General features: G+C 60.4%; 24 protein-coding genes and 1 pseudogene. 13 read left to right on the forward strand and 12 right to left on the reverse strand.

Annotated features, from left to right (window positions below; genetic code table 11):
- Positions 1-4 precede the first annotated feature (4 nt).
- Positions 5-592, reverse strand: a complete 588-nt coding sequence (locus AACU78_RS05110; protein WP_106580137.1) for an NUDIX domain-containing protein — start codon at positions 590-592, stop codon at positions 5-7.
- A 95-nt stretch (positions 593-687) separates the two neighbouring features.
- The gene (locus AACU78_RS05115) at positions 688-1,557 is read right to left on the reverse strand and encodes an SDR family NAD(P)-dependent oxidoreductase (RefSeq protein WP_106580138.1); all 870 of its coding nucleotides are present in this window, start codon (positions 1,555-1,557) and stop codon (positions 688-690) included.
- Positions 1,558-1,719: 162 nt separating this feature from the next.
- Between AACU78_RS05115 and AACU78_RS05120 the strand changes: the two genes are divergently transcribed.
- A complete protein-coding gene (locus tag AACU78_RS05120) occupies positions 1,720-2,646 on the forward strand; it encodes an alpha/beta hydrolase (protein WP_106580139.1) in 927 nt (308 codons plus the stop codon).
- 192 nt (positions 2,647-2,838) lie between these two features.
- Here AACU78_RS05120 and AACU78_RS05125 read toward each other — a convergent pair whose 3' ends face one another.
- The gene (locus AACU78_RS05125) at positions 2,839-3,999 is read right to left on the reverse strand and encodes an alpha-hydroxy acid oxidase (RefSeq protein ID WP_106580140.1); all 1,161 of its coding nucleotides are present in this window, start codon (positions 3,997-3,999) and stop codon (positions 2,839-2,841) included.
- A gap of 121 nt (positions 4,000-4,120) precedes the next feature.
- Between AACU78_RS05125 and AACU78_RS05130 the strand changes: the two genes are divergently transcribed.
- Positions 4,121-4,906 carry a DeoR/GlpR family DNA-binding transcription regulator gene (locus tag AACU78_RS05130; RefSeq protein ID WP_106580141.1) on the forward strand — a complete coding sequence of 262 codons (786 nt, stop codon included), beginning with the start codon at positions 4,121-4,123 and terminating at the stop codon, positions 4,904-4,906.
- On the opposite strand, the gene AACU78_RS05135 is transcribed toward AACU78_RS05130, so the two are convergent.
- Genes AACU78_RS05135 through AACU78_RS05145 form a run of 3 tightly spaced genes read right to left on the reverse strand, consistent with a single transcriptional unit; the run spans position 4,871 to position 6,242 of the window.
- A complete protein-coding gene (locus AACU78_RS05135) occupies positions 4,871-5,599 on the reverse strand; it encodes a DUF72 domain-containing protein (protein ID WP_256587055.1) in 729 nt (242 codons plus the stop codon). The two genes, AACU78_RS05130 and AACU78_RS05135, sit on opposite strands and share 36 nt — an antisense overlap.
- Complete coding sequence (locus tag AACU78_RS05140; RefSeq protein ID WP_106580142.1) at positions 5,596-6,027, reverse strand: DNA methylase; 432 nt, start codon at positions 6,025-6,027, stop codon at positions 5,596-5,598. Before AACU78_RS05140 ends, AACU78_RS05135 begins: the two co-directional genes overlap by 4 nt.
- Positions 6,028-6,029: 2 nt before the next feature.
- Positions 6,030-6,242 carry a hypothetical protein gene (locus AACU78_RS05145; protein ID WP_106580143.1) on the reverse strand — a complete coding sequence of 71 codons (213 nt, stop codon included), beginning with the start codon at positions 6,240-6,242 and terminating at the stop codon, positions 6,030-6,032.
- Between the two features lie 202 nt (positions 6,243-6,444).
- Between AACU78_RS05145 and AACU78_RS05150 the strand changes: the two genes are divergently transcribed.
- Both AACU78_RS05150 and AACU78_RS05155 read left to right on the forward strand, forming a co-directional pair.
- Positions 6,445-6,948 (forward strand): DUF4142 domain-containing protein, encoded by a 504-nt coding sequence (locus AACU78_RS05150; RefSeq protein WP_106580144.1) that lies wholly within the window; start codon positions 6,445-6,447, stop codon positions 6,946-6,948.
- A 30-nt stretch (positions 6,949-6,978) separates the two neighbouring features.
- Entirely contained in the window at positions 6,979-7,539 is a 561-nt protein-coding gene (locus AACU78_RS05155) for a type 1 glutamine amidotransferase domain-containing protein (protein ID WP_106580145.1), read from the forward strand.
- Between the two features lie 60 nt (positions 7,540-7,599).
- On the opposite strand, the gene AACU78_RS05160 is transcribed toward AACU78_RS05155, so the two are convergent.
- Positions 7,600-7,806 carry a PLD nuclease N-terminal domain-containing protein gene (locus AACU78_RS05160; RefSeq protein WP_106580146.1) on the reverse strand — a complete coding sequence of 69 codons (207 nt, stop codon included), beginning with the start codon at positions 7,804-7,806 and terminating at the stop codon, positions 7,600-7,602.
- Positions 7,807-7,967: 161 nt separating this feature from the next.
- Here AACU78_RS05160 and AACU78_RS05165 point away from each other — a divergent pair, with 161 nt between their 5' ends.
- The 4 genes and pseudogenes from AACU78_RS05165 to AACU78_RS05180 all read left to right on the forward strand — a co-directional run bounded on the left by AACU78_RS05165 (position 7,968) and on the right by AACU78_RS05180 (position 9,828).
- Positions 7,968-8,525, forward strand: coding sequence for an ATP-dependent Clp protease proteolytic subunit (locus tag AACU78_RS05165; RefSeq protein WP_106580147.1), 558 nt, complete (start codon positions 7,968-7,970; stop codon positions 8,523-8,525).
- A 189-nt stretch (positions 8,526-8,714) separates the two neighbouring features.
- Positions 8,715-9,191 (forward strand): hemerythrin domain-containing protein, encoded by a 477-nt coding sequence (locus AACU78_RS05170; protein WP_106580148.1) that lies wholly within the window; start codon positions 8,715-8,717, stop codon positions 9,189-9,191.
- 170 nt (positions 9,192-9,361) lie between these two features.
- Positions 9,362-9,472, forward strand: a pseudogene (locus AACU78_RS30030) (KGG domain-containing protein); the annotation flags it as partial.
- A 59-nt stretch (positions 9,473-9,531) separates the two neighbouring features.
- Entirely contained in the window at positions 9,532-9,828 is a 297-nt protein-coding gene (locus AACU78_RS05180) for a hypothetical protein (RefSeq protein ID WP_106580150.1), read from the forward strand.
- A 91-nt stretch (positions 9,829-9,919) separates the two neighbouring features.
- Here the strand turns inward: AACU78_RS05180 and AACU78_RS05185 are convergent, their stop codons facing one another.
- Together AACU78_RS05185 and AACU78_RS05190 are read right to left on the reverse strand one after the other, a co-directional pair.
- Positions 9,920-10,465 carry a putative natural product biosynthesis protein gene (locus AACU78_RS05185; protein ID WP_106580151.1) on the reverse strand — a complete coding sequence of 182 codons (546 nt, stop codon included), beginning with the start codon at positions 10,463-10,465 and terminating at the stop codon, positions 9,920-9,922.
- A gap of 62 nt (positions 10,466-10,527) precedes the next feature.
- Positions 10,528-10,911 (reverse strand): DUF2946 domain-containing protein, encoded by a 384-nt coding sequence (locus AACU78_RS05190; RefSeq protein ID WP_106580152.1) that lies wholly within the window; start codon positions 10,909-10,911, stop codon positions 10,528-10,530.
- Between the two features lie 179 nt (positions 10,912-11,090).
- Here AACU78_RS05190 and AACU78_RS05195 point away from each other — a divergent pair, with 179 nt between their 5' ends.
- The 3 genes from AACU78_RS05195 (at position 11,091) to AACU78_RS05205 (ending at position 14,216) form a co-directional block, all read left to right on the forward strand.
- Complete coding sequence (locus AACU78_RS05195; RefSeq protein WP_106580153.1) at positions 11,091-11,699, forward strand: SCO family protein; 609 nt, start codon at positions 11,091-11,093, stop codon at positions 11,697-11,699.
- Positions 11,699-12,166 (forward strand): copper chaperone PCu(A)C, encoded by a 468-nt coding sequence (locus AACU78_RS05200; protein ID WP_106580154.1) that lies wholly within the window; start codon positions 11,699-11,701, stop codon positions 12,164-12,166. The genes AACU78_RS05195 and AACU78_RS05200 overlap by 1 nt, the downstream gene beginning before the upstream one ends.
- Positions 12,167-12,593: 427 nt before the next feature.
- Positions 12,594-14,216, forward strand: a complete 1,623-nt coding sequence (locus tag AACU78_RS05205; protein WP_106580156.1) for an argininosuccinate lyase — start codon at positions 12,594-12,596, stop codon at positions 14,214-14,216.
- A 55-nt stretch (positions 14,217-14,271) separates the two neighbouring features.
- Here AACU78_RS05205 and AACU78_RS05210 read toward each other — a convergent pair whose 3' ends face one another.
- A complete protein-coding gene (locus AACU78_RS05210; RefSeq protein ID WP_106580157.1) occupies positions 14,272-15,486 on the reverse strand; it encodes a cation:dicarboxylate symporter family transporter in 1,215 nt (404 codons plus the stop codon).
- A gap of 117 nt (positions 15,487-15,603) precedes the next feature.
- Between AACU78_RS05210 and AACU78_RS05215 the strand changes: the two genes are divergently transcribed.
- Complete coding sequence (locus AACU78_RS05215; RefSeq protein ID WP_106580158.1) at positions 15,604-16,518, forward strand: LysR family transcriptional regulator; 915 nt, start codon at positions 15,604-15,606, stop codon at positions 16,516-16,518.
- A gap of 3 nt (positions 16,519-16,521) precedes the next feature.
- Here AACU78_RS05215 and AACU78_RS05220 read toward each other — a convergent pair whose 3' ends face one another.
- Positions 16,522-16,851, reverse strand: coding sequence for a DHCW motif cupin fold protein (locus AACU78_RS05220; RefSeq protein WP_106580159.1), 330 nt, complete (start codon positions 16,849-16,851; stop codon positions 16,522-16,524).
- A gap of 140 nt (positions 16,852-16,991) precedes the next feature.
- Between AACU78_RS05220 and AACU78_RS05225 the strand changes: the two genes are divergently transcribed.
- The gene (locus AACU78_RS05225) at positions 16,992-17,510 is read left to right on the forward strand and encodes an HIT family protein (protein WP_106580160.1); all 519 of its coding nucleotides are present in this window, start codon (positions 16,992-16,994) and stop codon (positions 17,508-17,510) included.
- A 556-nt stretch (positions 17,511-18,066) separates the two neighbouring features.
- Here AACU78_RS05225 and AACU78_RS05230 read toward each other — a convergent pair.
- The gene (locus AACU78_RS05230; RefSeq protein WP_106580161.1) at positions 18,067-18,558 is read right to left on the reverse strand and encodes a GNAT family N-acetyltransferase; all 492 of its coding nucleotides are present in this window, start codon (positions 18,556-18,558) and stop codon (positions 18,067-18,069) included.
- Positions 18,559-18,682 lie beyond the last annotated feature (124 nt).

Below are 18,682 nucleotides of genomic sequence, written 5' to 3' on the forward strand. Positions count from 1 at the left end.
CGCATCACCACCCTTCTTTCAGCATGCGCAATTCCAGGTGCTGCAACAGCATGATGGTTTTGCCATCGACAATCTCACCGCTCTGCACCATCGCCAGCGCCTGTTCAAAGCTCAGCTCCAGCACTTCGATGTCTTCACCCTCGTCGATCAGCCCGCCGCCGTCGCCGACCCGGTCTGCTGCCTGGTACTCGCCGATAAAGAAGTGAATGCGCTCGGTCACCGAACCGGGGCTCATGAACGCCGCGTAGATTTTCTCCACGGAGCCGACGCGGTAGCCGGTTTCTTCTTCGGCTTCGAGGCGAATGCGCTCTTCGGGGGTGGCGTTGTCCAACAAGCCGGCGGCCGCTTCGATCAAGTAGCCGGGGTAATCGTTGACGAACGTGGGCATGCGGAACTGGCGGATCAGCAGCACGGTGCGCTGTGCGCGGTTGTACAGCAGAATCGTTGCACCGTTGCCGCGGTCGTACACCTCACGGGTCTGGGCTTGCCAACTGCCATCCTGGCGGCGCAGGTCGAAGGTGTATTTTTTCAGAAGATACCAATTGTTCGACAGGGTTTCTTCGGCGGTGATGCGAACGGGGCTGTTGTCCATGGTCTGGCCTCTGCTCAAAGGAGCGCGAGCATGTCGCGGCGCCAATGTCAGCGTCAAGCGAATCGCTTGTGCAAACAGGCGCGCGGGTATCGGGTTCAGGAAGCAGTCACGGCCTGAGCGAGCGGTTGCTTGATGCGCGGCCACGCGGCCGCAACTTCTTCAGCGCTGGCGGCCTTGATCCGTGCCAGATCGCGCGGGTAATCCACCCCAGGGTTCTCAGTGAACCGCGTCGCCGTGAATTGGCCATTGCTGGCCCGCAGGATGTATCCCGTGTCCTGGCAGTGCTGCGAGGCAAGAAACAGCACACCCGGCGCCACCCATTCTGGCTTGAGTTCGTCCGGTTCCCCGGTCACGCCCCACATGCGCGTCTTGGCCACCGGCGAAATCGCATTGACCTTGATGCCGGCTTCGGCGCCTTCATGGCTCAGGGCATTCATGATGCCCAGTTGCGCCATCTTGCCGGCGCTATAGGCTACCAGGCCGGTCTGCTCGTATTGCGCGTACAGGGCGCGGTCGGAGGTGGTCAGGATGATGCGCGGCGCCGATGAGCGCAGCAGGTGCGGCCACGCATGCTTGCACAACCACAGCGGCGCGTAGAGGTTGATGTCCATGGCGCGCTGGAGGAACGCGGCATCCAGGTCTTCGATGTTCTGATAACCCACCCATCCGGCATTGTGGATCAGGATATCGAGTTGACCGAACGCCTCGATAGCGAACCCGATCAGTTGCCGGCACCCCTCGGGCGTAGACAAGTCGCCGCCATGCCCCAGCACCTTGAGCCCTTGCGCCTGCAACTGCTGCGCCGCATTGAGCACCACTGAGCCATCGCTGCCGGCGCCGTCACTATCGGCACCGATATCGCTGATCACTACCCGCGCGCCACGGGTCGCCAACGCCCGTGCATAGCTCAGACCCAGCCCGCGTGCGCCACCGGTGACAATGGCGGTTTTGCCTGTGAAATCCATGTGCATACTCTCCTGTTAAGCCCGCCACCCTAACAACCCAGGCAGGCGTTGTTCAATGCTGTAACACTTTGCAAGCAATCCCCATTCACGGCTGTCGAATTAATTCCTGCCCCTTAAAGCCATCTGGTAAAACCCCAGCTTCGCTTTTGTCCTGGAACCTTCATGTCATCTCGTTTTTTGTCTCGCCTGGGCCTGCGCTGGTTTCCCCTACTGTGCATGGCCATCCTGATCATCGGCCTGCCGGTAGGTTGCGCGGTGCTTCAACACAAGGAGCGCGAGCTGGTGTTTCGCATTGAGCCGGGTACCGCCGGCTGGTACACCGGCTTGCCCAAGGCCGTGCAGGAATTCGATATAAAACCCGCCAGTTTCAAGTCAGGCCAGAACCTGCATGGCTGGTGGTACCCGGCCGACAAGCAGGATGCTCCAGCGATTCTGTACCTGCACGGCGTGCGCTGGAACCTCACCGGCCAGCTGTTTCGCATTGAACAACTGCACGCACTGGGCTTTTCGGTGCTGGCCATCGACTACCGCGGTTTCGGCCAGAGTCACGGCGACTTGCCTTCGGAAACCAGTGTGTATGAAGACGCCCGCATCGCCTGGGAGCGCTTTCAGGTGCTGCAGCCAGACCCGAGCAAACGCCTGATCTACGGGCACTCGCTGGGTGGCGCGGTGGCCATCGACCTGGCAGCGCAGTTGAGTCAACAGACGCCGGTGCCCGTGCGCGGCCTGGTGATCGAATCCACTTTCACCTCGCTGGGGGACGCGGCCGCGGCCGTGGCCAATACCTCGCTGCCGGTGCGCTGGCTGCTGTCGCAGAAGTTCGACTCCATCGACAAGATTGCCGGCGTGCACATGCCGCTGCTGGTGGTGCACGGCCTGGCCGACCCCTACGTGCCACCGCGTTTCAGCCAACAACTGTTCGACGCCGCTCAAGAGCCCAAACGGTTGCTGCTGGTGCCTGGCGCCACGCATAACAACAGCATGAGCCTGGCCGGGCGCAACTATGGGCAAGCGCTGGAAAAACTGATGCAAGCGCAGATGCCCGCACAGGTGGTGACGCACTCCACAGGTCGCAACGGCGACTCTTGAAAGTACTTTTCGGCACTGGGTCCGCGCTTGGCTGTCAAGCGTAAACCCTGCCCATACTGGCCCGCGCCGCAAGTTGATCAAATATTAACCGAGGGTTAAATCGCCAACCCCGCCGGGCCTTCGCAAAGTTATCCACAGAGATACCCACGGTTTTCGTGGACAACTCTTTTTACTTTTTTACGATCTTTTTGCTCAGCAAACCCCTTCGGGAAAGGTGCCGGGCAGCAAAATATCGCGATTCACATCGCGTATATCGTTATAGCCGCACAGCGCCATCGACACATCCAACTCACGGGCAATGATGTCAAGGGCCTTGGTCACGCCCGCTTGGCCCATGGCGCCCAAACCATACAGGTGCGGTCGACCAATCATGGTGCCTTTGGCGCCCAGTGCCATCGCCTTGAGCACGTCCTGGCCAGAGCGAATGCCGCCGTCGAGCCACACTTCAATCTGATTGCCCACCGCTTCGACAATTGCCGGCAGTTGGCTGATGCTCGACGGTGCACCATCCAGCTGGCGCCCACCGTGGTTACTCACCACCAATGCATCAGCGCCGGAGTTAGCCGCCAGCCGTGCATCCTCGACATCGAGAATGCCCTTGATAATCAGCTTGCCACCCCAGCATTTCTTGATCCATTCCACGTCGTCCCAGCTCAGGCGCGGGTCGAACTGCTGGGCGGTCCACGACGACAGCGAACTCATGTCCGCCACGCCTTTAACGTGGCCGACAATATTGCCGAAACCACGGCGTTTGGTGCCCAGCATGCCCATCACCCAGCGCGGCTTGGTTGCCATGTTGAGGATATTGGGCAGGGTCAGTTTGGGAGGCGCCGACAAACCGTTGATCAAGTCCTTGTGGCGTTGCCCAAGAATCTGCAGATCGAGGGTCAGCACCAGCGCATCCACACCCGCGGCTTTGGCGCGCTCGATCAATTGCTCGATAAACCCGCGGTCACGCATCACATACAGCTGGAACCAGAATGGCTGGCCGACCTGTTCGGCGATGTCCTCAAGAGAACAGATGCTCATGGTCGACAGCGTGTAGCGCAGGCCAAAAGCGGCGGCGGCGCGGGCAGTCAGGATTTCGCCATCGGCGTGCTGCATGCCCGCAAGCCCCGTGGGCGCCAGCGCGACCGGCATGGCCATGTCCTGGCCGATCATGCGGGCGCGGATCGAACGTTGATCGATGTTGCGCGCCACGCGCTGACGAAATTTGATGCGGGCAAAATCGCTTTCATTCGCCCGATAGGTGCTTTCAGTCCAGGAGCCGGAATCGGCGTAGTCGTAGAACATCCGTGGGACACGTTTTTGCGCCAGCTTGCGTAAGTCTTCGATGGTTGTAATCAACGACATCTAGGTCACCTCTCCCTGAACTGAGCCCAGAGAGTAACCGCCGATCAGCCGCGCAACCAGTCATTGCGTTTATATCGGCAGACGCCTAATCTCGCACAACCCCGCAGAAAGACGCATAAACATGCAAAACACTCATCAAGCCATTGACCTGCCTTCGTTGCGCAAACAGAAGATCCTGTTGCTGCTGGAGCGCGACGGCAAAGTGACCGCATCCGAATTGGTGGATCACTTTGCCGTGTCCCAGGACACCATCCGCCGCGACCTCGGTGAACTGGCCGCCGCCGGCCTGTTGCAACGCGTGCACGGCGGTGCCCTGCCCCGGCCCAAAGACACCGGCAAAGACTTCTTCACCCGTGTGGGCGAGACCAATGAGGTCAAACGCCACCTTGCGCGCCTGGCCGCCGATCGCGTGGAAGATGGCCAGATCGTGCTGTTCGACTCCGGCTCGACCACGCTGCAAATTGCGCAATCCCTGCCACGCGCGATCCGCCTGACGGTGGTTACGCCGTCGCCGATGATTGCCATCGCCCTGGCCGACCACCCGGATGTGAAAGTGATTGTGGCGGGCGGCCAACTCAACCCTGCCACCTTGTCCACCAGCGGCCACGAAACCGTGCGCCTGATCCAAAGCATCAAGGCCGACCTGCTGTTTACCGGCGTGTGCGCGTTGCATCCGCAAGTGGGCATCAGCTCGTTGCATTTCGACGAAGTGGCGGTCAAGCAAGCGTTGCTCGACAGTGCCTCCCATGTGGTGGCGGTGACCATGGCAGACAAGCTCGGCGCGGTGGAACCCTTTGTGGTGGGCCCGTGCAGCCGCATCCATACGCTGATCACCGAGTGGCACGTACCGAGTGTCGATGCCTATGAGCAGTTAGGGCTGGAAGTGCTGCGCGTGGAGGTCGAGTAGGTACAAGGCATCGGCGGTGGCATTACCGCTGGCGGTGTTGTCGAAGATGCACCAGGTGGGAATACCTGCCGCAACATAGTGGCTCAGTTGCTGCGAGAATGCCTGCACGCGTTCCGGCCCATACGCGCTGTGATAAATACGCGGCGAGCCGTGCAATCGCCAATACTGCACGCCCTGCCAGCCGATGCCCGCGTCGATGACCGGCGGGTCGGCGACCACACGACCTATGTGTAAATCCTGCAATAACGCCTCGGCCTCAAGCCAGCTGGCATGGCGCGGTTCCAGAACCACGGCACCGGCAAAACGTTGGCGTAGCGCCGTGAAAAACGGCGCAGCAATCGCCGCGTCATAGCCCAAAGACGGTGGTAATTGAATCAGCAGGCAGCCCAGCTTTTCACCCAGTCTCAGGCACTGCTCAAGGAATTCATCCAGCGCGGTTTCGCAGCGCTGCAAGCGCAATTCATGGGTGATGCGCTTGGGCACCTTGACCGAAAAACGAAACGCCGGCGGCACCGATTGCGCCCAGCGCTCATAGGTCTTGGGCAGGTGCGGGCGATAAAACGAACTGTTGATTTCCACGGCGTTGAAACGCGACGCGTAACGCTGCAGGTGTGTACCCTCGCTCGCAAACGCCGCCCACTGTTCACGCGGCAAACTCCACCCCGCGCAACCCACATACAGCGCTGCCGTCAAAACAGCACCTTGGCGGCATCGCGCATGAAAATCTCGATGGTCTTGGGCCCGACTCCCGCAAATTCACCCAGGCGCTTTTCGAAGGCCTCACGGTCTTCGCTGGCGCTGCGAATATGGCTGATCTTGCCGCCATACTCGGCATTCAATTTGGCACTCAGGTCGAGCAAACGCTGCGCCGTGGTTTCGTCATAGCGCACGTAATGCGCGCGCCCAAGCATCGACACCAACTCCCTGGAGGTGCAGTGCTGCAACTTGCGCGCGGTATCGCGGCCTTGCTCTTCAACAATCACCTTATATGCCTGGGCAGCGATCGGCGCCTGAATGCGCTTGCCCATCAGGAAGCTGGCGATAAACCACTTGAACAGGCTGGCGTCGTCTTCAGGCCTTAATTCGATGCCCAACTGCGCAGCCGTAATCGACCTGGCCATGTTCAGTGGCCCAACTTGCGCTCAGCCTTGGCGGCTTGCTCGTTGATGGCGTCCGTTTGGCGTTCGATGTCTTTGATCGACGTGGGCGTCAGCACCTTGTCGACACTTTCAGTTTTTGGGTTCGGGCGTTCCAGCGTGTGGCCCTTGTCGGCTTTGTCGGTGCCTTTTTGGGCGTGTTCGGAACTGATCGGGGTTGGGGTTTTATCGGCAGTCACAGTCTGTCTCCAAACAGTTGAAGGCCCACAAAAAATAGCAGGCGCTTATGCAGCAGAGCCTGTCGAATTTCGATAGTTCAAGGAAATTGGCGTGCATGACCACCGGAGAAAAAACCGCGAATTAATTTAAACCTTTTGCCGAGGCGCCCCCTCAACAGTCAGGTACGGCATCACGCCACTGTCGATTTCAAGGAGATCCACCATGACTACTCTGCTGATGAAACAAATGGGCCTGACCTTTGTGCTGGTTGCAGGCTCGATTTCCACGGCCATGGCCGCAACGTCCAACAGCTTTGTCGACGACGCCGCCCAGGGCGGTATCACCGAAGTGGAAGCCGGCAAGCTGGCTCTGGAAAAAAGCAGCTCGGCCGACGTCAAGACTTTTGCTCAGCACATGGTCACCGACCACACCAAAGCCAATCAGGAACTGACGGCATTGGCGAAAAAGCTGGATATCGAAGTCCCCGATGACGCCGCCCTGACCGACAAGGCCAAAAAAGCCATTCTCGAAATGCGCGACGAGTCGTTCGACAAGGCCTACGCCAACAACCAGGTCGCCGCTCACGAAAAAACCGTCGAATTGTTCCAGAAAGAAGCCGCTTCCTCGGACAACGCCGAGCTGAAGGCCTTCGCCGCCAAGACCCTGCCGACCCTTGAAGCCCACCTGAAAATGGCCAAGGAGCTGCAAGCCAAACACGACCACTAAAACCATCCCTGACCCAGGAGACACTCGACCATGAGTTCGCAACTCAACGGCAAGAAAATCCTCATCATCACTTCCAATACCGGTATCGAACGCGATGAGCTGGTCAAGCCACTGGAAGCGCTGCGCGGTTATGGCGCCACGGTGACTCACGCGTCCAGCAAAGGCGGCACCACTCAGACCTTCGTCGGTGACACCGAGAAGGACAAGACCGTGGAATCCGACGTGCAATTGTCTCAGGTTACAAGCAGCGACTTTGACGCCCTGGTTATCCCGGGCGGCACCGTCAACGCTGACACCTTGCGCCAGGATGCCGCCGCGCTGCGCCTGATCAATGACTTCGTCAAGGCCGGCAAAACCATCGCGGCGATCTGCCACGGGCCATGGACGCTGATCGACGCTGGCGTGATCAAGGGCAAGACCCTGACCTCGTACAAAAGCGTGCGGATCGACCTTGAAAACGCTGGAGCCGCCGGTTGGGTGGATGCCCAGGTCAAGGAATGCAAGGCCAATGGCTGGACCCTGATCACCTCGCGTACCCCGGATGACTTGCCGGCGTTCAACGAAGCGATTGCTAAAGCTGTTGCGGGCTAAACCACCCGCTTGAACGTAAACAGGCGCCCAATGGGCGCCTGTTTGCGGTCTTCAATGGACTCAGCTTTTACGCTGCTCGGCCATTTCACGTTTTGGCCCGAACAAGGCCCAGACAATCAGCCCGAACAGCGGCACGAAAATCAGAATGATCAACCACAGCCCCTTGGTCTCCCAGCCACCGGTGCTGCGCAGTACGACGTTAATCGCCCATAGTTCCAGGATCAGCAAAATCACGGCCAGAATGATCCAGATAGTTTCCAATTGCATAGCTCACCTCCTGAGGTCTATGCATTAGGTCAAGCAGATGGCCTGAGGGTTCCATTCGATTTTCAGCAAGGGCTCACGCCCAACGGTTGCAGCTAATCCTGCGTGACCTTCTAGACTCAAGACTGAATCACCTCGCCTGCACTGATTTAAGGAGGTTCAGGATGACCGAGCACGTTATCCACTTTCACTGCCAGATCGACCAGAGCACCACCGAGCGCTTTCGCGACTGTTGCCTGGACGCTATCGGCGAAGGCGCCAGTTCCCTGCTGCTGAACCTGTCGACCACCGGTGGCAGCACCAATTTCGGCTTTACCCTCTACACCTTCCTCAAGGCGTTGCCGGTGCCCTTGTGCGCGATCAACGCGGGCAACATCGAGTCCATGGGCATCATCATGTTCCTGGCGGCGAACCGACGCATCACCACGCCACACTCTCGATTTTTGATCCATCCGATGAACTGGTATTTCAGCCAGAGTTCAGTCGATCACCAGCGTCTGCGTGAATACCTGTCGAGCCTGGATAACGATCTGGCGCGCTACGTGAAAATCTATGAGTTGGAGACCGCTCGAGCCGAGACCCAGCTGGACATTTTCAAGTGCCTGTCGGCTGAGGAAAAAGTCATCGCTGCGCATGAATCGCTGGCCTATGGCATCGCCCACGAGGTGCAACAGGTGGTGTTCGCCGAAGACATCAAGCATTGGAAGGTCAGCGGCGCATAGAGGCGGCGTATTGCAATCTGTTGCCTGCCCAACCATGCAAGCTGCACGAATTCGTTGCCTTGCATATCTTCCTATCTAATTGATTAATATAGATTTATTAAATTTATTCAAGTTGGTACAACTGATGCAACCTCCAGGGCACGAGGCGTGCACTTCGACATGCCCGAATGCTATCCGTGAGGTTTCACCATGAATGCAATCGACCTTCTCAAGGCTGACCACGAACGCGTCAAAGCGCTGCTGACCCAACTGAGCGAGTCCACCGAGCGTGGCGTCAAGAAACGCACTGAATTGCTGGCCAAACTCGAGATGGAAATCAGCCTGCACACCCGACTCGAGGAAGAGATCCTTTACCCGGCCTTCCGCAAGGCTGGCGGTAAAGAGCAGGACATCATGTACCACGAAGCCAAGGAAGAGCACCGCACCGTCGATGCCCTGGTGCTGCCCGACCTGAAACAGACCGAGCCGTCCACCACTGAGTTTTCCGGGCGCGTCAAAGTGGTCAAGGAACTGTTGGAGCACCACATCGAAGAAGAGGAATCCGAGATGTTCCCGCAGGCCAAGAAGCTGTTGGGCAAGACCGTGCTCGAAGCCCTTGGCGCAGAAATGGAAGCGATGAAAGCTGCGCACAAGAAAGCCCAGGGCGCCAAGCCGATCGCGGCCTGATGCCCGTTCGTCGCATGGCCACGAACTATTTCAAACTTTGATTTCGATTACGCATTCCCAATTAGGCGACACCGTTGATTCATTCATTGAAGAGGGATTTTGAAATGGCTACCAGCGGAAAAACCACGACAGGTGCAGGCGGTAAAGCCAAGCCAGACACGGCCAAGAAAAGTGGCGGTCAAGGCTCCGGCGGCAATTTTGCCAACGACCGTGAAAAAGCTTCTGAAGCCGGCAAAAAAGGCGGAGCCCACAGCTCCGGCGGCGGCGCCAAGAAGTCTTGATTGAAGCACCACCGGGGCCCGGGTTTCCCGGGCTTCGGCCCACGCAAGGGGATTGAGTCATGAAGACCAGTATTTCCCACAGGATGTTGCTCGTCGTCGGCGTCTCAGCGCTGCTGGCAAGCCCTGCTTTCGCCGCCTTTGGCGATGCCGTCGCCCCCGCCGCGAATTCACTGAGCGGTAACAGCGCAGCAGGTTCTGCCCTGCCGCCAGGCACCTATCCGAGCAGCCCTTCCGACAGCGACAAAAAAACGGAAACGCCATCCAAAGAGAAGGCCTCGACGAGCGGGACTTCACACAAGCAACCCGACGCGAAAAAACCCCAGAAAAAGACGCCGCGCAGCAGCGGCAGCAACTAGCCACTCACAAGGGCCAGGTGAAACGCCTCGCCACCTACCTTGCTCCCAAGGCCACGGCGTGGCCTGGGACCCGCCGCGACCTCCCAGGGACTCAGGGCACCGGCAACCAACCGCTGAAATCACCCTGATGGTTCAACGGGCACCAGCCAAAGTCATCCAGCGGCGCTGGCAATGGCTGATGTTCGACGCCTTCCAACCCACTGCCCTTCCAATCGAAAATCCTCGCCCCTCGCCACCCCAGAACCACGCCCTGCGCCTGGCTTTGATCGGCAGTGATCCAGCGCGCCGCCGCGGCCGCCATGAAAGCCTCGATGGGCTCCTCATCAATCTGTGATCGATACCCCGAGGCGAGCAGCCAGCGGCAGACGTTGAGGTGGTACGTCCAATCCAGCGGCGGCTGGTTGTGATAGGCCCAGGTCATGAAACTGCGAAACAGGTTCAACCCTTCCGGAGGATCCAGCTTGAGCAAGGCCGGGCAGATATCGAACAAGGTGTGCCAATACGGCAATAAACGCGCATCCAGGTGCACGAAGCAGCGCGAATTGCTCGGGTAATCAGGCAGCGTCGGTTCGGCGCGCATACGCCGAGATGCCTTGCTGACCAGGCGACTGGCGCCTGCAGGCAATACAGAAATCATCAAATACACTCACAGTCGTGACGATAGAACGCCTCCTGAACACAGGAGACCCAAGGCACACGTCAGAATGCGGGGGAAGCGCGAGGGTTGGCCGAGGGCCAGGAATAACGCGGCGGCGCCTTGTTGCGCCGCTCATGGGCAGGACGTGGGGCGTGCCCGAGCCCCAACAGCCAGGCCAGCCCGATGAGGAACACGATGGCCACGGTGACGGCAGCGCATACCGGGCAGGCAAAGTAGTTCGAGATGTTGCCAGAAGACGGGTAACCCAACCCTTTGTCGGAAAGTGGCGCCTGGCTGCCGTCCACCGAGCAGAACGCACCGCCAATGCCGTTGAGCTGCTCGCCAAGCATCTGCCCATGGCCCAAACCGCAGACGAACAGGTTCATCAGCACGCAGAAGTACAGGGCCCAGGCGATCAGCGAACGGTCGGGGTGGCTCAATTTCATGGCGGCGACTCTACCACTGAAGCGCCAAAGGGATGAAGCACGGCGCGCCCTGTGGCAGAACGTCGCAGATTACGTGGGCTGGCCTGGGTTGGTAGACTGTGCGCCCGCATCGTTACTCCTTTTCAAAGCCTGCTATGCCGTTGCAGAGTCATCCAGGCGTTTCACAGGATGCACAGTTGATGAGTACGTTATTCACCCGCCGCAAAGTGCTGACCGGTATGGGCCTGTTGGGCCTGGGCAGCCTGCTGGGCGGCTGTGATTACAGCCCCAAGCTGAACTTCAAGTACGGCAAGGACCTCAGTGACAAGATCATGGGCCGCACCTTCAAGCTCAAGAACACCGACGGTGAAACCGTCACCCTGAGCTCGTTCCGTGGCTTGATGCCGGTGGTGTTCTTCGGCTTTACCCAGTGCCCCGCCGTGTGCCCGACCACTCTGGCCCGCGCCGCCCAGGCCAAGAAGCTGATGGGCCGCGACGGCCAGATCATGCAAGTGGTGTTCATCACCCTCGACCCCGAGCGCGACACCCCGGCGATTCTCGACAAGTACGTCAAGGCCTTCGACCCAAGCTTTGAAGCGCTCTACGGCACCCCGGAAGAAATCGCCGTGGCCGCCAAGGAGTTCGGGATCTTTTATGAAAAGATCCCCGCCGGCGACACCTACACCCTGTCGCACACGGCCACCAGTTTCGTCTTCGACACCCGCGGCAACCTGCGCCTGGGCCTGTCGGCATCCCTTACCGCTAAAGAGTGCGCAGAAGACCTGCTCACCGTCATGGAGGTCTGCTAATGACTGCTGTTCAACACCTCAAGCGCACCCTGATCGGCCTGTCCCTGCTGGGCCTTGCGGCGCACGCCAGTGCCCAGGTGCTGGTGACCGACGCGTGGGTTCGCGCCTCTGTGCCGGGCCAGCCGTCCAGCGGCGCGTTCATGACCGTCACCGCCGACAGCGACAGCAAACTGCTCAGCGTGGCGTCGCCGGTGGCCAAGGACGTGCAGATCCATGAGATGAGCATGAAGGACGACGTGATGCGCATGGGCCCGGTGGACTCGGTCGCCCTGCCCGCGGGCAAAGCGGTCAAGCTCGACCCAAATGGTTACCACGTGATGCTGATGGGCCTGACCGGGCAAATCAAGGAAGGCGACCAAGTGCCGCTGACGCTGACGGTGGAGAACGCCAAAGGCGAGAAACAGTCGATTGAAGTCAAAGCGCCAGCCCGTGGGCTGGACGGTATGGACCACAGCACGATGCACTAAGCCACCTCGTGGCGAGCCGCGCTTGTTGCAACGAGCCGGCTTAGCGTGGCAAACGGCTTGTGGCGGATGGCGGGCTTAGCGTGGCGAGCGGGCTTGCCCCGCGTTGGGCTGCGCAGCGGCCCCAGTCAATCCACCGCAATCCATCAGCAATAACGCGGCGCCTGGTTTCAGGGCCGCTTCGCGCCCCAACGCGGGGCAAGCCCGCTCGCCACAACAGGCCCGCTCGCCACCCCAAGGCCGCTCGCCACGATAAGCCGGCCCAACACAACAAGCCCTTGCCAGCCCACGCCAACGCCATATCCAAAAGCTCTGCCCTCAACACTTTCTATATATTTTCAATCTACAAACAGACCCGATAGCCTGATGTTGACGCGCGCGCCTCACCGCGTTCGACGGCTCATAATTCCAACAATAATCGGGTACCTCTGTGAACACATCTCCCCGCGCCCTCAAAAGTCTGCTTCACCTGGCTGTGGCCTTCGCCCTGTTCCACAGCGTCGGTGCCCAGGCGGCCAACACCGGCGAACTGCCCTGCGCCACTACCGAACAATGCGCGGCCCAGGCGGCCAAAGTCGGTGCCACCCCCGACAGCGCGCAAACCGGGCACAACGCCAAGGGCGACCCGACCCAGACTCAATTCGCCTGGCTGAACCGCATCAACAAGGCCTCGATCGTAATGCTCACCGAAGAAGGCATCGTGGCGCCGGCCATGGGCCAGAAGCTCGCCGGTGGCGTGCGTTACGCCATTGCCCAGGCCGACCAGCCCGGCGGCAAGCGCCCCAGCGATGTGCTGCAGCTGGAAAAAATCATGACCGACAAGATCGGCCCTGAAGCCTCATTGATTCACTCCGGCCGCAGCCGCCAGGACATGCTCGCCACCTACCGCCTGGCCGTCCTGCGCAGCCAGGTGCTGGCCTACAGCGAGGCACTGAACGCCACCCGCCTGCGCCTGCTCGACATTGCCGACAAGAACGTCGACACCCTGGTGCCCGCCTACACCAACGGCGTGCAGGCCATGCCCATCAGTTACGCGCATTACCTGCTGGCGTTTGAAGCCGCCTTCGACCGCGATGGCCAGCGCATCCGCGAGCTGTACGCCCGCTTGAACCAGAGCCCGATGGGCACTGCGGTGCTGGCAAACTCGGCTTACCCGCTGAACCGCGAGCGCCTGGCTGAACTGCTGGGCTTTGATGGGGTGCGCGAGAACTCGCTGGATTCGAGCCAGGTCTCGACCTACGACATTCCCATCGAGGCGGCCAACCTGGCGTCATCGTCGGCAATTCGCGTGGGCGCGATGATTGGCGACATTCATACCCAGTATCACCAGATCCGCCCGTGGTTGTTGCTCGATGAAGAAGCCACCTACACCAGCAGCGCCATGCCGCAAAAACGCAACCCGGGCTTGCTGATGCGTGCACGTGAAAGCGCCTCGGACGTGGTCGGCCTGGCCCAGGCCGTGACGCTGCGCGCGCACAACGTCACCACGGGCATGACCGATTACAAGTTTGCCTTCGACTCACTCGGCGTGTTCCGCTCGACCACCGAAATGTTCGAGGCCATGAACGCGGTACTCGACGCCCTGCAGATCAACCCGCAGCGCGCGCTGGAAGAACTCGAATCGGAATGGACCACCTCGATGGAGCTGGCCGACACCCTGGAGCGCCAATACAAGGTGCCGTTCCGCATCGGTCACAGCTTTGCCTCGTTGATCGTCACCCAAGCGCGCAGCAACGGCACAACGCCGAAGACCTTCGCGTACGCCGATGCGCAGAAGCTGTATAGGCAGGCGGCGGACACGTACAAGTGGACACCGAACACCTTGCCGCTGGATGAAGCGGGCTTGCGAGCCGCGCTGTCGCCGACCACCATGGTGCAGACGCGCAAAGGCACCGGCGGCCCGCAACCGCAGGAGGTCAAGCGCATGCTGGTGGAGGCGCGCAAGACGTTGGAGGGGGATCAGCAGTGGCTCAAGGAGCGACGTGAAAAGCTCAAAGGCGCCGAAGAAAACCTCGACACGGCGTTCGACAAACTGGCCAACACCAACGGTTGAAGCGCATTCCAAAGGTGAGAGCGGGCTTGCTCGCTTCCACCTTTTTGCGCCGGGTTCAGTTTAAAATCGCCATTTGCCGGCGCAACATCTCAGGATCTATCGACTTCTGCCACCGGCATATCGCCAGGCATGCCACACAGTTGCCCAGCACGTTCGTCAGCGAGCGGCATTTCATCAACCGCTCCACTCCCAGCAATAATCCCACCGCTTCCAGCGGCACCCATTGCAGGATGTTCAAGGTCGCGATCAAGGTGAACAGCGCCGAACCTGCCACGCTGGTCGAACTTAATGAAGTGATCAGGCACACCAGCAACACCGCGGCCAATTGCGGCACTGCCATTTCCACCCCGCCCCTGTGCGCCAGAAACATGATGGCCGTGGTCAGGTACAGGTTGGTGCCGGCCAGGTTGAAGGTGTAGCCGGTGGTCAAAACAAGCCGCACTAATTGACGGTCACAACCTGCCGCTTCAAGTTTGCTCACGCAACCAGCAAGTGCTGCCACGGAAGAACCGGTGAAGGCCACCCATAACAATTCTTCTTTTAAATAAACAATAAGGCTGGGCAACTTTATACCCACCCACCGCGTGATAGCCGCGAACACAATCATCACAAATAAGGCACAGGTTATATAAATAACCAGCACAAACTTTATCAAGGGCACTACCGAACTAACGCCATACTTTCCCACCACAAACGCCATGGCGCCAAAGGCCGCCAACGGTGCCCATTGCAAGATAATCCGCAACAGATAAAACAACCCTTGCACCGCGGTTTCCAAGCCGCTCAGGCAGCGATTGGCGAAGACGCCGCCACGCCCCAGCACCAGCCCGCAGATGATCGCCGCCAGCATCACTTGCAGCACCAGGCTTTGCGTAAACACGTGATAAAGCGTTGACCACGCGCACAGCAGGGACAGCTCAGTCATCCCCAGTGCAGGTGCAGGCGGCGCGGGCAAGGCACCATGCCCGAGGTTGAACGCCCAGCCGGTCGCCATGCCGACCAACAGCGCAGCGCAGGACATCAATTGGAAATACACAATGATCCGACGCACCACATGCCGCTGACCGGGCGCGCGCTGGATACCCGCAACCCCGGTGGCCACCAGTACAAACAGCAGAAACGGCATCAATAAAGCGACTAACTTTATAAAGCCGTCACTGAGCAGTTTCAGGTCAACTGCCCGCTCCGGATACGCCCAACCCACCGTTATGCCAAGTGCGATGGCAATCAAAATAGACAGGCTTGTGTTGCTGGCGTATCGGATCGACATCAGCGCTCTTGCCTGTTTTTATTTATTGTTATTGTCGTTAACCGCCGCGTTCGGCATATTGACCGCCTGGCCGCTTCTGGCCGCAAATAATAAAGTCTTGTCACGGGATACACCACCATGGAACTTCGTCATCTGCGCTATTTCATCATGGTGGCCGAAGAGCGACATTTCACCCGTGCCGCCGCGCGCCTGAACATGCAGCAACCGCCCCTCAGCCAACAGATTCGCGCCCTCGAACAGGAACTGGGTTTCGACCTGTTCAAACGCCATCCCAAGGGCGTCGACCTCACCGCCGGCGGCCTGGTGTTTCTCGACGAAGCCCGCGTGATCCTCGCCCGCGTCGAGCACGGCGCGCTCAAGGCCTCCCGTGCTGCCCAGGGCATCGAAGGCACGCTGGTGATCGGTTTTACCAGCTCGGCTGCCGCTCACCCGCTGATCCCGCGCATCATCCGCGCCTACCGCGAGCGCTACCCCGGCGTGGAACTGTCGATCAACGAAGGCAGCGCCCGGGAAGTGACCGAGGACGCCATCGAAAAACGCATCGACATCGGCATCCTGCGCGCGCCGGTCAGCACCCATCAAAGCCTGACATTCCACCGTCTGCTCAACGAAGAAATGCTGCTCGCCCTGCCCACCGGGCATCCCTTGCTCAAAGAACCTGGCAGCACCCTGCCGCTCATCGCGCTCAAGGACGAACGCTTCATCCTGGTCCGCCGCCCCGGCGCGCCGGGCATGTACGCCAACCTGATCACCGCGTGCCAGAACGCCGGGTTCGAACCGAAGATCGCCTTTGAGGTGGAACGCATGCTGACCAACGTCAGCCTGGTAGCGGCTGGCGAAGGCATCTCGGTGGTGCCGGCGTCGATGCGCGATGTGCACCGCGAAAGTGTGGTGTATTGCCGGATCAGCGACGCCAGGCCCAAGCTGCTGGCGCCGATTACCCTGGTGCGGCGCGCGTTCAACCCGTCGGCGCCGCTGCAGAACTTTATTGACCTGGCGCGGGCGTCTGCTGGGGTGTATCGCAAAGGGTGAGGCTCAATCCACGATAAACAGCTTCGCGCCGGTGAGGGTGGATGAGCGATGCCCTTCCATGTCATTGCCCACCTGGTAACTCATCCCGGCCGTGAGGGTGAACTGGCGGCCGTCTTCCAATTGCGTGTGCAATTGCCCTTCCAGACACAGCAACACATGCCCGCGCCAGCACCAGTGATCGGCCAGGTAACCGGGCGTGTATTCGACCATGCGCACACGGGTGGTGCCGAAGTGGCACGTGCGCCACAGGGCATTGCCGGTGACGCATGGGTGCAGTTCAGGTTCGAGGGTGGACCAGTCGGTGGTGGCAAACGGGACGGCGGTCAGTTCCATGGTGGGCTCGGTCATTATTTAACGTGGCTCGACCCTATCCGCCCGCCACGCGCAGCGGTAGACACAGATCGCCGGCTTTTGTGGGATACAGGAGCTCGCGCTTGTTATCCTGCTCGCCCGGCTCTCATGGACGCGTGCTTATGCCGATCGACCCCGCTTTCATCCTTCACGAAACCGAGCACTGGCGGCTCAATCATCACCTGGCGTCAAAGCTGCCGGGCTACCTGATGCTGGGTGCAAAGGCACCAATCGACTCGCTCGCCGACATGCCGGAAGCCGCGCTGGCTGAGCTGGGGGGCTTGCTGGCTAAAACCCAACGGGTGATCGAGGCGCAACTGCAGCCCAAATGGTTGTACATCAGCCGCTACGGGCACATGCCCGGCTTCCCGCTGCACTTTCACCTCATCCCGGTGTACGACTGGGTCGAGCAGGCGTTTTGGCAGGACCCGCGATACCGCGTGCTGCAACGTTTTGGCACCCAGGAGCCAGCGCAGACGCTGACCGACGGGGCCGAGTTGACGCTTTTTGTATGGCGCGAGTTCGGCGAAAGCCCAACGCCGCCGGCGGTTCAGGGGGACTCGGTTAAACAGGTTATCGAGCGACTGCGCACGGCCTTCCAAGCCCGCCCCCGATCCCCTGTGGGAGCTGTCGAGCTTTAGCGAGGCTGCGAAGGCGGCGGCACTGCTGAAAAAACTGTCGTCTGACCCACCGCTTTCGCAGCCTCGCCGGGGCTCGACAGCTCCCACACGGACCGCGCCCATGCCAAGACGCCGCCGAGGCCTCGGCTGATCGGCTACGCACGCCCCCTTCAAGCCCGCCCCCGATCCCCTGTGGGAGCTGTCGAGCTTTAGCGAGGCTGCGAAGGCGGCGGCACTGCCGGAACAACGGTCGCCTGACCCACCGCTTTCGCAGCCTCGCCGGAGCTCGACAGCTCCCACAGGGATCGCGTCCATGCCCAGAGGTAGCCGAGGCTTCGGTTGATACCCTGTGCACGCCCCTTCAAGCCCTCCCCCGATCCCCTGTGGGAGCTGTCGAGCTTTAGCGAGGCTGCGAAGGCGGCGGCACTGCCGAAATAATTGTCGCCTGAACCACCGCATTCGCAGCCTCGCCGGGGCTCGACAGCTCCCACACGGACCGCGTCCATGCCCAGATGTTGCCGAGGCTTCGGTCGATACCCTGCGCACGCCCCTACAAGCCCGTCCCCGATCATCGGTGTTAGCCGCAGCTATTCGCGTCCTCGGCAACCAGTCGCTTGGTCATCGGTATACACGCCAGTGTCAGCCCCGACGGCGAGTGATACACCGCTTGTTTGTCGCCCGCATAACCGCACGCCCTGTAGAAGCTCGCCGCGTTGAGCGTCGAATCCAGCACGACGTGCTCAATGGCCAGTGCCCGTGCGAGGTTTTCCAAGTGATCAAGCATTGCCTTGCCGTACCCGCGTCCGGCAAATTCAGGGAGCACAAACAGCGCGCCCACTTCGTGGTTGTCCGGGTCGAGCATCCCGGTGACCACGGGCTCGCCATTCACCCAGCCCAGGTAAAACGGCTTGTCCATCAGCGCGCTGTAGCCGTCTTCGGCGCGGCCGCGGGTCCACAGCAGCATCTGTTCGCGGCTGTAGGCGCCGATGCATTGGCTGCGGATGGCCAACAGGCGAATGTCGAACGCCGCTCGGGCGTCCGCTTGGGTGGCGCGTTTAATCTGCAGCATGCTTCTCTCCGTCCATGACCTCATCGTGCCATTAGCACACTTGTGCTAATCGACCCCTTTGCCCGGCGGCGCTATATTCCACGGCACTTCCAACGCTCCCCCCGGCACCGCACGCCTGTTGCGC

The sequence above is a fragment of the Pseudomonas sp. R9.37 genome, assembly GCF_963878885.1.
Taxonomy (GTDB): domain Bacteria; phylum Pseudomonadota; class Gammaproteobacteria; order Pseudomonadales; family Pseudomonadaceae; genus Aquipseudomonas.

Bases quoted from the DNA above. Each gene is read 5' to 3' on its own strand.
- AACU78_RS05215 (WP_106580158.1), top strand. From the start codon at position 15,604: ATGGAACTTCGTCATCTGCGCTATTTCATCATGGTGGCCGAAGAGCGA.
- AACU78_RS05130 (WP_106580141.1), top strand. From the start codon at position 4,121: ATGCAAAACACTCATCAAGCCATTGACCTGCCTTCGTTGCGCAAACAG.
- AACU78_RS05140 (WP_106580142.1), bottom strand. From the start codon at position 6,027: ATGGCCAGGTCGATTACGGCTGCGCAGTTGGGCATCGAATTAAGGCCT.
- AACU78_RS05230 (WP_106580161.1), bottom strand. From the start codon at position 18,558: ATGCTGCAGATTAAACGCGCCACCCAAGCGGACGCCCGAGCGGCGTTC.
- AACU78_RS05210 (WP_106580157.1), bottom strand. From the start codon at position 15,486: ATGTCGATCCGATACGCCAGCAACACAAGCCTGTCTATTTTGATTGCC.
- AACU78_RS05170 (WP_106580148.1), top strand. From the start codon at position 8,715: ATGAATGCAATCGACCTTCTCAAGGCTGACCACGAACGCGTCAAAGCG.
- AACU78_RS05195 (WP_106580153.1), top strand. From the start codon at position 11,091: ATGAGTACGTTATTCACCCGCCGCAAAGTGCTGACCGGTATGGGCCTG.
- AACU78_RS05180 (WP_106580150.1), top strand. From the start codon at position 9,532: ATGAAGACCAGTATTTCCCACAGGATGTTGCTCGTCGTCGGCGTCTCA.
- AACU78_RS05110 (WP_106580137.1), bottom strand. From the start codon at position 592: ATGGACAACAGCCCCGTTCGCATCACCGCCGAAGAAACCCTGTCGAAC.
- AACU78_RS05185 (WP_106580151.1), bottom strand. From the start codon at position 10,465: ATGATTTCTGTATTGCCTGCAGGCGCCAGTCGCCTGGTCAGCAAGGCA.
- AACU78_RS05200 (WP_106580154.1), top strand. From the start codon at position 11,699: ATGACTGCTGTTCAACACCTCAAGCGCACCCTGATCGGCCTGTCCCTG.
- AACU78_RS05125 (WP_106580140.1), bottom strand. From the start codon at position 3,999: ATGTCGTTGATTACAACCATCGAAGACTTACGCAAGCTGGCGCAAAAA.
- AACU78_RS05190 (WP_106580152.1), bottom strand. From the start codon at position 10,911: ATGAAATTGAGCCACCCCGACCGTTCGCTGATCGCCTGGGCCCTGTAC.
- AACU78_RS05115 (WP_106580138.1), bottom strand. From the start codon at position 1,557: ATGGATTTCACAGGCAAAACCGCCATTGTCACCGGTGGCGCACGCGGG.
- AACU78_RS05220 (WP_106580159.1), bottom strand. From the start codon at position 16,851: ATGGAACTGACCGCCGTCCCGTTTGCCACCACCGACTGGTCCACCCTC.
- AACU78_RS05160 (WP_106580146.1), bottom strand. From the start codon at position 7,806: ATGCAATTGGAAACTATCTGGATCATTCTGGCCGTGATTTTGCTGATC.
- AACU78_RS05225 (WP_106580160.1), top strand. From the start codon at position 16,992: ATGCCGATCGACCCCGCTTTCATCCTTCACGAAACCGAGCACTGGCGG.
- AACU78_RS05150 (WP_106580144.1), top strand. From the start codon at position 6,445: ATGACTACTCTGCTGATGAAACAAATGGGCCTGACCTTTGTGCTGGTT.
- AACU78_RS05120 (WP_106580139.1), top strand. From the start codon at position 1,720: ATGTCATCTCGTTTTTTGTCTCGCCTGGGCCTGCGCTGGTTTCCCCTA.
- AACU78_RS05155 (WP_106580145.1), top strand. From the start codon at position 6,979: ATGAGTTCGCAACTCAACGGCAAGAAAATCCTCATCATCACTTCCAAT.
- AACU78_RS05165 (WP_106580147.1), top strand. From the start codon at position 7,968: ATGACCGAGCACGTTATCCACTTTCACTGCCAGATCGACCAGAGCACC.